Below are 13,634 nucleotides of genomic sequence, written 5' to 3'. Positions count from 1 at the left end.
AACCGATGGTGGAGCAGCATTAATCCCCGACCGTTAAGGCTGCGTTAACCATGTCCGGGCCTGATGGGCTTGCGGGGCCTGCGACCTGGTGCTGCCCGCACCTCGCCGATTCTCGCGTTGCAACTCTGGCGCTGGATAAGGAGGCGCATCATGGCCGTCGTCATCCCCTTTGCGCCGCAGCGGCGCCCGCAGCCGGCTTCGGCATGCTCCCTCCCGCCGCAGACGGCAGACATCTTGTTCTTCACGGGCGTCCGCTACGAGCGCGCGCCCGAGGCCCGGCCGCCGGCCGCGAAGGCCTCCACCGGCACACGGCCGCGCAAGGTCGCTGCGCGGAAAAGCGCCCGCAGGCAGCCTGCGTGACACAAGGGCCGTCCAAGCTGCTGCTCGCCATGCTGGCGGCCGTGGCCGTTTCGGCCTGCACCGCCACGACCGGCGATCTCGGCCGGCCGCGGCCGACGGTGTGGTCGCAATTGATCGCGCCCGAAACCGGCTTCTGGTCCGCGACCGCGCGCGGCGAACAGGCATCCTATTTCCGCCTGACCGACGACGAGGAGCAGATGCGCGACCGCGCCTGGCGCTTCGTTATGCCGTCCAGTCCCAACAGCGTCTTCCAGGGTGAAGTTTCCAATCTCGCCCATGCCCGCATCATGCCTGTCGCGGCCCAGTCGACCGATGTTTCCGACTACTTCCGCGGGTTGACCTCGATATCCTTCGCCTCGCAGGCCTCGCGCTACAACCGGCTGGCCGAGGATGCCAATGCCGACCGCCTGCTGATCGGTCCGTTCCGCGCCAACGCAGGGCGCGTCGTGAACATGGACCGGGTCCGGATACGGGCCGCCGAGGGTTCCCCCGATGTGCCCGTCGACAAGCAGGCTCCTGCTTATGCGCGCGTCGTCGAGAACGAGGGGCTGGTCTTCTGGGTCTGCGAACGCGTCGATTTCCGCATCCGAAGCTACCGCTACGCGCTGGCCAATCTCGTCGTCGAGATGCCGTCGCGCGAAGCCGTGAAGGCCGAGCGGGCGATCATGGCGCTGGAGATGGAAGCCAAGCCGCTCTGCCAGATGCAGCTCAACGGCGCCTTCGGCGAAGGCAAGCGCCCGGTCGTCTACAAGGGGTAAGAGCTGCGTGATGACTCGCGGAAACGCGCCGTCATCCCGGGCTTGACCCGGGATCCATTCCGGAGCGCCGGCGATTGAGGTTCAGGCATGGATCCCGGATCTCCGCTGCGCTACGCCCGGGATGACACGCGCCTGAAAATCGAAAACCGCTTCAATTCGCCAGCCCGCAGGCGACGCCCGTCGCGAGCGCCTCCGCATCGGCCTTGTCCGAGGGCAGGCGCAGCAGCACGCGGGCGACGATCAGGCCCTGTTCGGTATCGGAGACGATGCGCAGCTCGCGGCTGGTTTCGCCCTCTTCGTCGGCGGCGATGCGCTCGTCGCGCTGCGCTTCGGTCATCACCAGGAACTCGAGCGTGCCGCGGATCGCAGCCCGGTCGGTGATGGCATAGAGCACGCCGCCGCCCTGGCGATGCAGCGTCAGGCCGAGCAGCAACGTGCCGGTGCGGGCGACAATCCGCATCGGCCCAGTCGAGAGATCGTAGCTGCAGATGGCGGTGACGACATTGGGATCGGCTTCTCGCAGGGCAGGCAGGCCGCGGGCATTGCCGGGGGAGGGGGCCATTTCGGCATGACCTTCGGTGCCGAGCTCGCGATAGGCATGGGCGGCGTCGCGCTGCGAGAGCGCCGGGATCGCCAGCACGGTGACGATATGCACGATCGCCGCGAGGATGAGCCCGGCCAGCGTCGCCATGACGAAGCGCGTGAACCCCGCGCGCAGGCGCTGCCGCCAGCCGGCGAAGGGCGCGCCGCGCCGTTCCGGCGGGTCGTGGCTGACGGCGCTCATCGGCAGTCGACGCGGGTGATGCGCGGCAGGTTGCCGGCCCGCGTCTCGCCGGTCTGGCTGGAGATCGGCGTATCGTAGAGCCGCAGGCGGATCTGGAAGCGCCCGCTCGCCGGCAGCGGCAGCCAGTTGCCGGCCTCCGGCGTGAACGAGGCGAGAATGGCCAGGCCGCCATCCTCGGGGCGGACGATCTCCGAATCGGTAAAGCTCGTGCGCTCCAGCGGCAGGCGGAAAGGCAGGCCGTCGCCGTCCGTGATGCCGATGGTCCAGCCGCGCGCCGTCGGCGTCGCGCCGGAGAGCCTGTAGCGGCAGCGCCCGTCCAGTGCTTGCCCTGCATCGTCCCGCTCGGCGATCAGCTCAAGCCCCTCGCCGGAGCCGAACGGCAGATGGACGCCGCGGGCGAGATAGGCGCGCATATAGGGATCGACCTCGCGGCTGCCGCTGCGTGGCCAGGCCGTCCAGGCGCCGACCTCGACCCGGCCGATCGCGGACCGTCCGGCCACCGCCCAATGGGCGGAGCCGAGGCCAAGTCCGGCGCCGAGCGCGAGGATATAGGCGAGGTCGAGAATCCGCACGCTGTCCTTCCGCCTGGGGGCCGCTGATTGTCTACAGAAACACACCGTCATCCCAAGCTTGACCCGGGATCCATTCCGGAGCGCTTCCGGTCAAGGTTCGGGCATGGATCCCGGATCTCCGCTACGCTCCGTCCGGGATGACCCGCGCCTCCATGACAAGGGAGAGTTGACCGCCCGCACCCGCTATCGTCAACCGCCTGCGCTTCAACGCACCCGCGGTTCGCTGCCCGATATCTCGCGGATGCCGACCTGGATGGGACGGCTCGCGACGCGCCGTGGTTCCACGGCCTTGAACAACGAGCCGACCGCCGAGAGCACCTCGAAGGACTGGCGCGGCATATGGCCGGCGCCGGGGCCGGATGCTGGGCCGGCAGGCGTCGTGGTGGTGCCGGCCTTGGCGATCGCTGCCCCCTTGGGATCGACGACCGGCACGCCGGGAATCGGCTTCAGCTCCAGCCCCTGATGGGCGAACTGCATGATCTCTTTCCAGGTCATCGCGGGCAGCGAGCCGCCGGTCATGTTCGCGGTCTCGGACGAATTGTCGTTGCCGAACCAGACCGCGCCGACGAGATTGCCGGAATAGCCGACATACCAGGCGTCCTTGTAGCCGTTGGTGGTGCCGGTCTTGCCGGCGGTGACGACGCCGTCGAGTGCGGCGCGCCGGCCCGTGCCCTCGGTCGGCACCTTGGAGAGCATGAAGTTCATGTCCTGCGCCACCTGCGGGCTCAGCACCTGCTTCGCTTCGGGCTCGTCGCGGTCGTGGCGGTAGATCACCTCGCCCTGCGAATTGGCGATCTCGATCGCGGCATAGGGCTTGGCCCGGCGCCCGCCATTGGCGAGGGCGGAATAGCCGGCGGCCATGTCGATGACGGTGACCTCGCCCGCGCCGATCGGCAGCGAGACGGTGTCGGTGAGTGGCGTGGTCAGGCCCATGGCATGGGCCGTCTCGATGATCTTCTTGCGGCCGATCGTGGCTGCGCGTGCCTCATGCGTCTCGCCGGTGGCGCGGCCGATGGCGATCGACATCTGGACGGGGATGGTATTGATCGACTTCGCCAGTGCGACAGTGAGCGGCATCGAGCCGGCATAGGAGCGTCCGTAATTGTTCGGGCACCAGTTGCCGATGCAGACCGGCCGGTCTGTGACGATCGTATTCGGCTTGTAGAGCCCGGCCGAGAGCGCGGCGGCATAGACGAAGGGTTTGAACGAGGAACCCGGCTGGCGCTGGCCGGCGGTCGCCCGGTTGAACTGGCTCGCGCCGTAGTCACGGCCGCCGACGATGGCGCGCACGGCACCGTCCGGGTCCATCACGACGGTTGCCGCCTGCCTCACCCGATAGGCCGGGCCATGCTGGCGCAGGATCGTCTCGATTGCCTCGTCGGCGCGTTGCTGGATCGCGGAATCATGCGGCGTCTTCACCGTCAGCACGCGGTCGGCGCCGAGCTTGCCTTCTGAAGCGAGCTCCTTCATCGCCTCGAAGGCCCAGTCGAGATAGTAGTCGGGGCTGGAATCGCGCTTGCGGTCGATCGGCGTCGCCGGGTTGCGCTTGGCGCTGTCGACCTGGCCGGCCGTCATGAAGCCGGCATCGACCATGGCGTTGAGCACGTCGTTGGCCCGCGCACGAGCCGCCGGCAAGTTGACGTGAGGAGCATATTTCGTCGGCGCCTTGAACAGGCCGGCGAGCATCGCGGCCTCCGCCAGCGAAACGTCCCTTACGGATTTGCCGAAATAATATTCCGCCGCCGCCGCGGCGCCGAAAGTGCCGCCGCCCATATAGGCGCGGTCGAGGTAGAGCTTGAGGATCTCGTTCTTGGTCAGCCGGGTCTCCAGCCAAAGCGCCAGGAAGGCTTCCTTGATCTTGCGGTCGAGCGAGCGCTCGTTGTTGAGGAAGAGGTTCTTGGCGAGCTGCTGGGTCAGCGATGAGCCGCCCTGGACGACGCCGGACGCGCGCGTATTGACCATCAGCGCCCGCGAGGTGCCGATCAGGTCGATGCCGAAATGATCGTAGAAGCGGCGGTCTTCGGTCGCGAGCACGGCCTTGAGCAGATGGTCCGGCATCTCCTCCAGCTTCAGTGAATCGTCGTGCCGGGCACCGCGATGGCCGATCGGGGCGCCGTAGCGGTCGAGGAAGGTAACGGCGAAGACCTGGTTCCGGAGGGCCTCGTCATTGCCGATCCGGAAGGCCGGCAGAGCCAGCATCAGGACGAAGATGGCGCCGACGATGCCGATATTCAGCCCTTCGCTGGCCAACTCGGCGGCGAGGCGCTTGCCGCCGGTGACGGTCAGGCGGTCGGCGACGCTGCGGATGCGCTCATGGATTTCGCCGGCGCGGCGCCCGGCGCCCCACAGGCCGGCATCCAGCCATGAATCGGCGGCCAGCGCGAAGCGCTTCAACCGCGTCCTCCAGCCCGCCTTCCTGAACTCCATGGCCGTTCCCGGCTTCCCGAATGGCCCCGACGATAAGTCCTGCCGCGTGCTTGCCGTCTTGGCAACAGGAGAGCGCCCGGTAATGGAGACATAGGCGTGCCCCGCGCCTGGATAAGAGGCGAGGTGGTAAATTCCATCGGCGCGAGCAGGGAATGTGTCGGGGCGGCCGTCCCTTTTCGGCACGCAAGCCGAGCGGGAATGGTCTTCCATCTTCGCGCCGGCGGGCGCATAAGCCTGCCATGACGCAGATCCCGCCGAAACAGCAGCCGTTCTGGCTGACGACGCCGCTGGAGGCGATGTCGACGGAGCAGTGGGAATCGCTCTGCGACGGCTGCGGCCGTTGCTGCCTCGTCAAGCTCGAGGACGAGGATACCGGGCGCATCTTCGCCACCGATGTCGGCTGCCGCCTGTTCGAGGCCGGCACCTGCCGCTGCCGGGATTATCCGAACCGTTCGCAGAAGGTGCCGGATTGCGTGACGCTGACGCCCGAGGAGGTGCGCACGCTGCCCTGGCTGCCGCCGACCTGCGGCTATCGCCTCGTTGCCGAAGGCAAGGACCTGCCCTGGTGGCATCCGCTGGTCTCGGGCGATCCCGAGACGGTGGTCGCGGCCGGTGTCTCCGTGCGCGGCCGAGTCTTCGCCAATGAGGACGAGGTGCCCGAGGAGGAGGTCGCAGAGCGCGTCGTCAACTGGCCGCTGCGCTGGCCCCGGGCTGCACGGGGGAAGGGCGCCTAGCTAGTGTGGGCCATCGCTGGATCGATCCGGGTCGGAACCAACCTTGTCCTTCCGGGGCTTCGCGCAGCGAAGAACCCGGAACCCACGACTGGGTGGGTCTTGAATTACGCAGCATCGACTGTCTCACCCGGTCGTGGGTTCCGGGTTCGCGCCTGCGGCGCGCCCCGGAAGGACAAGGGAAGATGGCTCGAAGCCGCTGCGATCGGGTGCTATTGCGCTGCATCAGTCGATGCTGCACACGCTCATTGATTGTTCATGTCGTTTTGGGCATGAGCGCCTCATCCCAGCGGTCGATGACCATGAGTCATTGGCGGCACGCACACGAAATTTTCGCGCCGGCGCGGCGTTTGCCTCGTCCGGTTGAACAGAAGAGGCTATGTGATGGCAGGCGGGAAGTGGGTTTACACCTTCGGCGACGGCAAGGCCGAGGGTGAGGCGGGAATGAAGAACCTGCTCGGCGGCAAGGGGGCGAACCTCGCCGAGATGAGCAATCTGGGCCTGCCCGTTCCGCCCGGCTTCACCATCACCACCGAGGTCTGCACGGCCTATTACGACAACGGCAGGAGCTTCCCGGCCGAGCTCGACGGGCAGGTCAAGGCCGCGCTCGCCGGCATGGCCAAGCTCACGGGTAAGACCTTCGGCGACCCCGCCAATCCGCTTCTCGTCTCGGTCCGTTCCGGCGCGCGCGCCTCGATGCCGGGCATGATGGACACTGTCCTCAATCTCGGCCTCAACGACGAGACGGTCGAGGCCGTCGCCAAGGCCTCGGGCGACGAGCGCTTCGCCTGGGACAGCTACCGCCGCTTCATCACCATGTATTCCAATGTCGTGCTCGACGTGGACCACGGCCTCTTCGAGGAGGCGCTGGAGGACTACAAGGAGCGCAAGGGCCTCCATCTCGATACCGACCTCAAGGCCGCCGACTGGAAGGTGCTGGTCGGCAAGTACAAGGAGATCGTGAAGAAGGAGCTGGGCTCCGACTTCCCGCAGGAGCCGCAGATGCAGCTCTGGGGCGCTGTCGGCGCCGTGTTCTCCTCCTGGATGAATAACCGCGCCATCAAGTATCGCGAACTCAACAGCATCCCCGCGAGCTGGGGCACGGCGGTCAACGTCCAGTCGATGGTGTTCGGCAATATGGGCGACACCTCGGCGACCGGCGTCGCCTTCACCCGCAATCCCTCGACCGGCGAGAACGCGCTCTACGGCGAGTTCCTGATCAACGCCCAGGGCGAGGACGTCGTCGCCGGCATCCGCACCCCCCAGGACATCACCGAGGCCGCCAAGAAGGAGGCCGGCTCCGACAAGCCCTCGATGGAACGGGAGATGCCGGAGGCCTATGCCGAGCTTTGCCGCATCTACGGCATCCTCGAGAAGCATTATCGCGACATGCAGGACATGGAGTTCACCATCCAGGAGGGCAAGCTCTGGATGCTGCAGACCCGGTCCGGCAAGCGCACCGCCAAGGCGGCGCTCAGGATCGCGGTCGAGCTCGCCAGCGAAGGCCTGATCACGCAGGAGGAGGCCGTCGGCCGCGTCGAGCCCGGCGCGCTCGATCAGCTCCTGCATCCGACCATCGATCCCAAGGCCGAGCGCCGCGTGCTGACCGTTGGCCTGCCGGCCTCGCCCGGCGCCGCCGCCGGCGAGATCGTCTTCAATTCCGATGATGCGGAAGCCGCCAAGAAGGCCGGCAAGAAGGTCATCCTCGTCCGCGTCGAGACCTCGCCCGAGGACATCCATGGCATGCACGCAGCCGAGGGTATCCTGACCTCGCGAGGCGGCATGACCTCGCATGCGGCGGTCGTGGCGCGCGGCATGGGCAAGCCCTGCGTCTCCGGCGCCGGCCAGATCCGCATCGACTACGCCAAAGGCACGCTCACGGTCGGCCCGACCACGTTGAAGGCCGGCGATTTTGTCACCATCGACGGCGGCAGCGGCCAGGTGCTGCTCGGCGAGATCAAGATGCAGAAGCCGGAGCTCTCCGGCGAGTTCGCGACGCTGATGGGTTGGGCCGACAAGGTCCGGCGCCTCAAGGTCCGCGCCAATGCCGAGACCCCGGAGGACGCCAGGACCGCCCGCGAGTTCGGCGCCGAGGGCATTGGGCTCTGCCGCACCGAACACATGTTCTTCGACGAGGGCCGCATTCAGGCGGTGCGCGAGATGATCCTCGCCCAGGACGACAAGGGCCGTCGCGCCGCCCTCGCCAAGCTCCTGCCGGTGCAGCGCCAGGACTTCGTCCAGCTCTTCACCATCATGAGCGGCCTGCCGGTGACGATCCGTCTGCTCGATCCGCCGCTGCACGAGTTCCTGCCGCAGGGCGACAAGGAGATCGGCGAGGTCGCGGCCGCGCTCGGCGTTACGTCAGACGCGCTGCGCCAGCGCGCTGCCGAGCTGCACGAGTTCAACCCGATGCTCGGCTTCCGCGGCTGCCGCCTGGCGGTCGCCTTCCCCGAGATCGCCGAGATGCAGGCGCGCGCCATCTTCGAGGCCGCCGTCATCGCCGCCAAGGAGACCGGCAAGCCGGTGATCCCCGAGGTGATGGTGCCGCTCGTCATGGGCAAGCCGGAGCTCGATCTGGTCAAGGGCCGCATCGATGCGATGGCCAAGGCCGTGATCGAAGAGAGCGGCACGAAGATCGACTATCAGGTCGGCACCATGATCGAATTGCCGCGCGCCGCCTTGCGCGCCGCCGAGATCGCGGAGAGTGCCGAGTTCTTCTCCTTCGGCACCAACGACCTGACCCAGACGACGCTCGGCATCAGCCGCGACGACGCCTCCTCCTTCCTCGGCTCCTACACCGCCAAGGGCCTGCTCGATGCCGACCCCTTCGTCACTATCGATCAGGACGGTGTCGGCGAATTGGTGAAGCTCGCCGCCGAACGCGGCCGCAAGACGCGTTCCGGCATCAAGCTCGGCATCTGCGGCGAGCATGGCGGCGACCCCGCCTCGATCGGCTTCTGCGAGAGCGTCGGGCTCGACTACGTCTCCTGCTCGCCCTTCCGCGTGCCGATCGCCCGCCTCGCCGCCGCACAGGCGGCGCTCGGCGCGATCAAGCCGAAGGATGGCTGAGAACCGGTCATGGCATCGAAGCTGACCACCATCGGCTTCGATGCCGACGACACGCTCTGGCAGAACGAGCAGTTCTTCCGGATGACGGAGGATCGCTTCGTCGCGCTGCTTGGCGAGCATGGCGAGGCGGCCGAGATTTCCGGGCGCCTGCTCGAAGCCGAGAAGCGCAATCTCGGTTTCTACGGCTTCGGTATCAAGGGCTTCGTGCTCTCGATGATTGAGACGGCGATCGAGATCACGCGCGGGCAGGTCCCGGCTGCCGTGATCGGCGAGATCCTCGCTGCCGGGCGCGAGATGGCGGCTCATCCGGTCGAGACGTTGCCGCATGTCCAGGAGACGCTTGCGGTACTCTCCGGCGATTACCGGCTGGTGCTGATCACCAAGGGTGATCTCTTCGACCAGGAGCGCAAGCTCGCCCAGTCCGGTCTCGGCGACTTCTTCCACGCGGTCGAGATCGTCAGCGACAAGAAGCCGGAGACCTATGGCCGCATCTTCGCCCGTCATGGCGACGGGGCAGGGCGGGCGATGATGGTCGGAAACTCCCTGAAATCCGACATCCTGCCCGCGCTGGAGGCCGGTTCCTGGGCTGTCCATGTTCCGCATGAACTGACCTGGGTGCTGGAACATGCCGAGGAGCCGGCGGGGCATGATCGCTATCGCAGGATCGGCGATCTCGGCGGGCTCACTGAAATCCTGCGGGAGCTCGGCCCAGCCAAGTGATTGCGGCGGGCCTGGGAGGCCCTTGCTGGACGGTTCTTGCATTTCGTGCTATCCGCACCGATGTATGACGAGATGCGGCCGGGTTCTGGCCAATCCTCCGCGCGGGTAATCCGGTCGGCGGGCACGATTCAGATCCACCACACATCGCTACAAGACCACTGCAAGGCGTCCGCGCGTCGAGCTCTGGGTCGCAACGATACGCGGATCTGAAACGTAAGGATTCCATGCCATGGAAAAAGGCACCGTGAAGTGGTTCAACTCCACCAAGGGTTACGGCTTCATCACCCCTGAGAACGGCGGCCAGGACGTGTTCGTCCACATCTCCGCTGTCGAGCGCGCGGGTCTCCGCGAGCTGCGCGACGGCCAGGTCGTCTCCTACGAACTCGTTGCCGATCGCAAGACCGGCAAGACCTCGGCCGGCAACCTCGTCGTCGCCTGAGCTGATACCGATCGACCGGGAGAGCCCGGATCATCGCGCGTCCGATAGGACGCGGCCACGATGATCGATCTCTTAGTTATCGCATCGAAGTTCTCCGAAAAGTGGAACCCACTTTTCGGTCCGGTGCTATAGCGGCCCCGGTCCACGACAAGCCTGCCGGCGCTGTGGCTAGCGGTTCGCCGGCAGGTCCGACTATTTTTGAATTCAGGCCGGATGCGAGCCTGCGGCGCAGCCGAAACCCACATGCGCCCCTCGCATCGCGGCGTCCGGAAAGATCCTTCTTGACCAAGTTTACCGATCTCGGCCTCGCCGAGCCCCTTCTCAAGGCGCTCGCGGCCGAGGGCTATGAAACGCCGACGCCGATCCAGGCGCAGGCGATCCCCCATATTCTGCAGGGCCGCGACCTCCTCGGTGCCGCCCAGACCGGCACCGGCAAGACGGCTGCCTTCTCGCTGCCGATGCTGCATCGGCTGCTCGCCAAGCCGCGCCAGATGCCGGCCCGCTCGGTGCGCGCGCTCATCTTGTCGCCGACGCGTGAGCTCTCGGCCCAGATCGAAGCCAGCATCCGCACCTACGCCCGCTACACCTCGCTGAAATCGACGGTGATCTTCGGCGGCGTGCCCGTCGGCAAGCAGATCCGCGCGCTCGGCGAAAAGGTCGATATCCTCGTTGCTACGCCCGGCCGGTTGCTCGACCTCGTCGACCAGCGCGCCGTCTCGCTGCGCGAGATCGAGTTCCTCGTCCTCGACGAGGCCGATCAGATGCTCGACCTCGGCTTCATCCATGCGCTGCGCCGCATCGCGACCCTGATCCCGAAGGAGCGCCACACGCTGCTCTTCTCGGCGACCATGCCGAAGCCGATCCGCGAGATCGCCTCCGCCTACCTGACCGATCCGGTCGAGGTCGCTGTGGCACCGGTCGCGACCACCGCCGAGAAGATCGACCAGCGCGTCATCTTCACGGAAGCTCACGACAAGCCGGCGCTGCTGGCGAAGACGCTGAACGTGCCCGAGCTGGAGCGCGCCATCGTCTTCACCCGCACCAAGCACGGCGCCGACAAGGTCGTGCGCCAGCTCGGCACGTCCGGCATCGAGGCGGCCGCGATCCACGGCAACAAGAGCCAGAGCCAGCGCGAGCGGGCGCTCGGCGCCTTCCGCGACGGTTCGCTCCGCATCCTCGTCGCGACCGACATCGCCGCGCGCGGCATCGATGTCGACGGCATCAGCCATGTTGTGAATTTCGACCTGCCGAACGTGCCCGAGACCTATGTCCACCGCATCGGCCGCACGGCACGCGCTGGCGCGTCGGGCCTCGCCATCGCCTTCTGCACGCCGGAAGAGCGCGGCGATCTCGCTGCCATCGAGAAGCTGACCAAGGTCGCGATCACTCCGATCGGCGCCGTTCCTTACTGGGACGGCCGCACGCCGAAGAAGCCGCCGCAGAACCAGCGCGGTGGCGGGCGTGGCCAGCAGCAGAACGGTGGCGGACGTGGCGGTCCAGGCCGCCCGCAGGGCCAGCAGGCTCGTCCGCAGGGCCAGCAGGCTCGCCCGCAAGGGCAGCAGCAGCCGCGCGGCGGCAAGCCCGGCGAGGGCGGCCAGCGCAACCAGCCTGCCAATGGCGGCCAGCGTCAGGAGCGTCACGAGCGCCCCCGTCATCCCGAGCGCGGCCCGCGTCCTGAGCAGGCGGCGCAGCGAAAAGACGGCGTTTCCGCAAAAGAAGGGCTTGGCGGCGTCGCGTTCTTGCAGCAAAGAACACAGCAACCACGCACCAACGGCGCCCGGCGGCGCGCGCGCTGACGCGCGATCGACCAGAACCAGGGGCGAGCCTCTTTGAAGATGGCTCGCCCACGCGCCCTAGGGCTCACGAAGGACGACAGATGGCGAAAGAAGAACTGCTTGAATTCGACGGCACCGTGGTCGAAGTGCTCCCGGACGGCAACTACCGGGTGAAGCTCGACAACGAGCACATCATCTTGGCCTATGCGGCCGGCAAGATGAAGAAGAACCGCATCCGCACCATCGCGGGCGACCGTGTCATCGTCGAGATGTCGCCCTACGACCTCGATCGCGGCCGCATCAACTTCCGTCAGAAGACGGCTGGTCCGGCTCCGGGCGGTCCGCCGCGCCAGAACTTCCGCCGGCGCTGATAAGAGCGATGCGCCCGTCGCGAAGCGAGCTGCTGTTCGTCGCGCTGGGCGCCGCTCTCGGCGCTGTCGTCGCCTGGGCGGTTCGGGCCGGCCTCATCGCCCCGGACGGAGCCCTGCCGCCCTTCGCCATCGTGCTGTTCGGGCTGGGGATCGTCGAATTGCTCGTCGGCTTTGCGACGGGGCGCCCTCCGGGCTCATTGGTCGGCATGCCCGTCCGCTTCCTCGCCTTCGCGGTCGGTGTCTGCATCCTGCTGCTCGGCGGCAGGATCGCCTGAAGGGCGAGCCACACCTCTCCCCGTGCGTCGTGCTCCGGCTTGACCCGGGCATCGCGTGACCGAGGAGACTCCGGCGCCGCTGTCTTCTCGACATCCTCGGATTTGCGCTCCGCTGCGCCCGAGAGTGGCGCGATCCTTCCACCAGAAAACCGCCCAAGAAAAAACCCCGGCGCGAGGCCGGGGTGAAAGTGGTCGTTCCGTGGTAAAAAAGGGTCTGCGTGAAACTCTGTCCCGGTCCGCTCAGTAGCGGGAGCGGGACCAATATTGCGAGCCGGGGCTGACCATCACCTGGCGCTGCCGTGTCTCGTAGACGGCGGGGATCTCTTCCCGCACCACCTGGGTCGGACGCACCATCACCTGGCGCTGACGCTGTGTGTAGACGGCCGGGACCGTCTCGTAATCGATGGTGGCCGGAGAAACCTCGACGCGGCGGCTCTGGTAGCCGTAGCGGGCGGGCACATCCACCCAGCAGCCGACCGTGTTGCCATAAGCGTCGCGGGTCACTTCCCAGCGGCGGGTGGCGGCCGAGATCATCACCTTTTCGGTCACCGTCTCGTAGACGGCGGCGCGGTGGTGCGGGATGCGGCGCTCGGGGGCGATCATCACGTTGTCGGTGACCGTCTCGTATTCGGCCGGGACGACGCGGCGCTGAACCTGAGCCGGACGGACCTGGTAGGTTTCGTTGATCGAGCCGTAGACCGGCGGCGTATTCACGAGGTTGTAGCAGGCGGAGCCGCGGCAGCCGCCACCGGCCTGGGCGACCGAGGCGCCGAGCACGAGCGCGGCTGCGAGGCTGGAAGCGGCGATGACCCCTGAGGAAAGCGAGCGCACCATGTTGGACCTGACCTGTCGGTTTCGGCGCCAGGCGCCGTTCGTTGGGGACAGGAAGCCTGCTGGAAGTGATGAACGCAAGGTAAACGCTAAAACAAGGTAAAATTAACCAATTCGGTGCTGGCGCGCGTATTCACGCAGATTGCACTCAAGCTAATGAGAACGTTCAATTTTTAGAAATTTGAATGCCGGCTGTCCAAGCAGCGGAGAAGGCCTGTCTTCTTAACGGCTGGGATTGCTGCCGGAAGCACATCCCTTGCTGCCGAACCCTTCGAACGCAGGATGCGGGCCGCGCAGAGTTCGCTACGACATATGCGAGGCGCGGCTCGGCTCATGCCGAAGCCCGCCGGCCGGTTCGATGCCGGGCAGGATCGTCGGGCGCACCTTCCGGAAGGTTACATGGGCGATATCAAGGACAACGCGTTCATCGCGCTCTATCTGGGCCTGACTGCGGTCGTGACGCTCGGCTGGGTCGGGGTCGTCGGTTACGGCGTCTGGCATTTCCTGTTCGGGTAGCGGTCG

Annotated in this window: 14 protein-coding genes; 10 read left to right on the top strand and 4 right to left on the bottom strand. The window is 66.9% G+C overall.

From position 1 onward, the window contains the following. The first annotated feature begins 150 nt into the window (after positions 1 to 150). Entirely contained in the window at positions 151 to 360 is a 210-nt protein-coding gene (locus ACODTJ_RS16385) for a hypothetical protein (protein ID WP_454657814.1), read from the top strand. Beyond that, the gene (locus ACODTJ_RS16380; RefSeq protein ID WP_454657813.1) at positions 357 to 1,118 is read left to right on the top strand and encodes a hypothetical protein; all 762 of its coding nucleotides are present in this window, start codon (positions 357 to 359) and stop codon (positions 1,116 to 1,118) included. The genes ACODTJ_RS16385 and ACODTJ_RS16380 overlap by 4 nt, the downstream gene beginning before the upstream one ends. Positions 1,119 to 1,269: 151 nt before the next feature. On the opposite strand, the gene ACODTJ_RS16375 is transcribed toward ACODTJ_RS16380, so the two are convergent. The 3 genes from ACODTJ_RS16375 to ACODTJ_RS16365 all read right to left on the bottom strand — a co-directional run bounded on the left by ACODTJ_RS16375 (position 1,270) and on the right by ACODTJ_RS16365 (position 4,901). Further along, on the bottom strand, positions 1,270 to 1,902 hold the full coding sequence (locus ACODTJ_RS16375) for a DUF1254 domain-containing protein (RefSeq protein ID WP_454657812.1): 633 nt from the start codon (positions 1,900 to 1,902) through the stop codon (positions 1,270 to 1,272). Continuing rightward, a complete protein-coding gene (locus tag ACODTJ_RS16370) occupies positions 1,899 to 2,474 on the bottom strand; it encodes a DUF1214 domain-containing protein (RefSeq protein ID WP_454657811.1) in 576 nt (191 codons plus the stop codon). Before ACODTJ_RS16370 ends, ACODTJ_RS16375 begins: the two co-directional genes overlap by 4 nt. Positions 2,475 to 2,678: 204 nt before the next feature. Then, entirely contained in the window at positions 2,679 to 4,901 is a 2,223-nt protein-coding gene (locus tag ACODTJ_RS16365; RefSeq protein ID WP_454657810.1) for a transglycosylase domain-containing protein, read from the bottom strand. Positions 4,902 to 5,140: 239 nt separating this feature from the next. Here ACODTJ_RS16365 and ACODTJ_RS16360 point away from each other — a divergent pair, with 239 nt between their 5' ends. The 7 genes from ACODTJ_RS16360 to ACODTJ_RS16330 all read left to right on the top strand — a co-directional run bounded on the left by ACODTJ_RS16360 (position 5,141) and on the right by ACODTJ_RS16330 (position 12,281). Then, positions 5,141 to 5,635 (top strand): YcgN family cysteine cluster protein, encoded by a 495-nt coding sequence (locus ACODTJ_RS16360; RefSeq protein WP_454657809.1) that lies wholly within the window; start codon positions 5,141 to 5,143, stop codon positions 5,633 to 5,635. A 381-nt stretch (positions 5,636 to 6,016) separates the two neighbouring features. Continuing rightward, positions 6,017 to 8,701: a pyruvate, phosphate dikinase gene (ppdK, locus tag ACODTJ_RS16355; RefSeq protein WP_488849441.1), complete on the top strand. Its 2,685-nt coding sequence runs from the start codon at positions 6,017 to 6,019 to the stop codon at positions 8,699 to 8,701. Between the two features lie 9 nt (positions 8,702 to 8,710). Beyond that, complete coding sequence (locus tag ACODTJ_RS16350) at positions 8,711 to 9,421, top strand: HAD family hydrolase (RefSeq protein ID WP_454657807.1); 711 nt, start codon at positions 8,711 to 8,713, stop codon at positions 9,419 to 9,421. A gap of 229 nt (positions 9,422 to 9,650) precedes the next feature. Next, complete coding sequence (locus tag ACODTJ_RS16345; RefSeq protein WP_454657806.1) at positions 9,651 to 9,860, top strand: cold-shock protein; 210 nt, start codon at positions 9,651 to 9,653, stop codon at positions 9,858 to 9,860. A gap of 281 nt (positions 9,861 to 10,141) precedes the next feature. Then, the gene (locus ACODTJ_RS16340; protein ID WP_454657805.1) at positions 10,142 to 11,656 is read left to right on the top strand and encodes a DEAD/DEAH box helicase; all 1,515 of its coding nucleotides are present in this window, start codon (positions 10,142 to 10,144) and stop codon (positions 11,654 to 11,656) included. Positions 11,657 to 11,736: 80 nt separating this feature from the next. Beyond that, complete coding sequence (gene infA, locus ACODTJ_RS16335) at positions 11,737 to 12,006, top strand: translation initiation factor IF-1 (RefSeq protein ID WP_061964687.1); 270 nt, start codon at positions 11,737 to 11,739, stop codon at positions 12,004 to 12,006. A gap of 8 nt (positions 12,007 to 12,014) precedes the next feature. Beyond that, positions 12,015 to 12,281: a hypothetical protein gene (locus ACODTJ_RS16330; RefSeq protein ID WP_454657804.1), complete on the top strand. Its 267-nt coding sequence runs from the start codon at positions 12,015 to 12,017 to the stop codon at positions 12,279 to 12,281. A 240-nt stretch (positions 12,282 to 12,521) separates the two neighbouring features. Here ACODTJ_RS16330 and ACODTJ_RS16325 read toward each other — a convergent pair whose 3' ends face one another. After that, complete coding sequence (locus ACODTJ_RS16325; RefSeq protein WP_454657803.1) at positions 12,522 to 13,115, bottom strand: hypothetical protein; 594 nt, start codon at positions 13,113 to 13,115, stop codon at positions 12,522 to 12,524. Between the two features lie 330 nt (positions 13,116 to 13,445). Between ACODTJ_RS16325 and ACODTJ_RS16320 the strand changes: the two genes are divergently transcribed. Then, the gene (locus ACODTJ_RS16320) at positions 13,446 to 13,628 is read left to right on the top strand and encodes a hypothetical protein (protein WP_454657802.1); all 183 of its coding nucleotides are present in this window, start codon (positions 13,446 to 13,448) and stop codon (positions 13,626 to 13,628) included. Positions 13,629 to 13,634 lie beyond the last annotated feature (6 nt).

The sequence above is a fragment of the Allobosea sp. FG18 genome, from assembly GCF_057809495.1.
This window is presented reverse-complemented; position numbering and strand designations above follow the sequence as displayed.

Excerpts from the sequence above, each read along its gene's own strand:
- ACODTJ_RS16385 (WP_454657814.1), top strand. The coding sequence starts at position 151 with ATGGCCGTCGTCATCCCCTTTGCGCCGCAGCGGCGCCCGCAGCCGGCT.
- ACODTJ_RS16375 (WP_454657812.1), bottom strand. The coding sequence starts at position 1,902 with ATGAGCGCCGTCAGCCACGACCCGCCGGAACGGCGCGGCGCGCCCTTC.
- ACODTJ_RS16365 (WP_454657810.1), bottom strand. The coding sequence starts at position 4,901 with ATGGAGTTCAGGAAGGCGGGCTGGAGGACGCGGTTGAAGCGCTTCGCG.
- ACODTJ_RS16360 (WP_454657809.1), top strand. The coding sequence starts at position 5,141 with ATGACGCAGATCCCGCCGAAACAGCAGCCGTTCTGGCTGACGACGCCG.
- ppdK (WP_488849441.1), top strand. The coding sequence starts at position 6,017 with ATGGCAGGCGGGAAGTGGGTTTACACCTTCGGCGACGGCAAGGCCGAG.
- ACODTJ_RS16350 (WP_454657807.1), top strand. The coding sequence starts at position 8,711 with ATGGCATCGAAGCTGACCACCATCGGCTTCGATGCCGACGACACGCTC.
- ACODTJ_RS16345 (WP_454657806.1), top strand. The coding sequence starts at position 9,651 with ATGGAAAAAGGCACCGTGAAGTGGTTCAACTCCACCAAGGGTTACGGC.
- infA (WP_061964687.1), top strand. The coding sequence starts at position 11,737 with ATGGCGAAAGAAGAACTGCTTGAATTCGACGGCACCGTGGTCGAAGTG.
- ACODTJ_RS16330 (WP_454657804.1), top strand. The coding sequence starts at position 12,015 with ATGCGCCCGTCGCGAAGCGAGCTGCTGTTCGTCGCGCTGGGCGCCGCT.
- ACODTJ_RS16325 (WP_454657803.1), bottom strand. The coding sequence starts at position 13,115 with ATGGTGCGCTCGCTTTCCTCAGGGGTCATCGCCGCTTCCAGCCTCGCA.
- ACODTJ_RS16320 (WP_454657802.1), top strand. The coding sequence starts at position 13,446 with ATGCCGAAGCCCGCCGGCCGGTTCGATGCCGGGCAGGATCGTCGGGCG.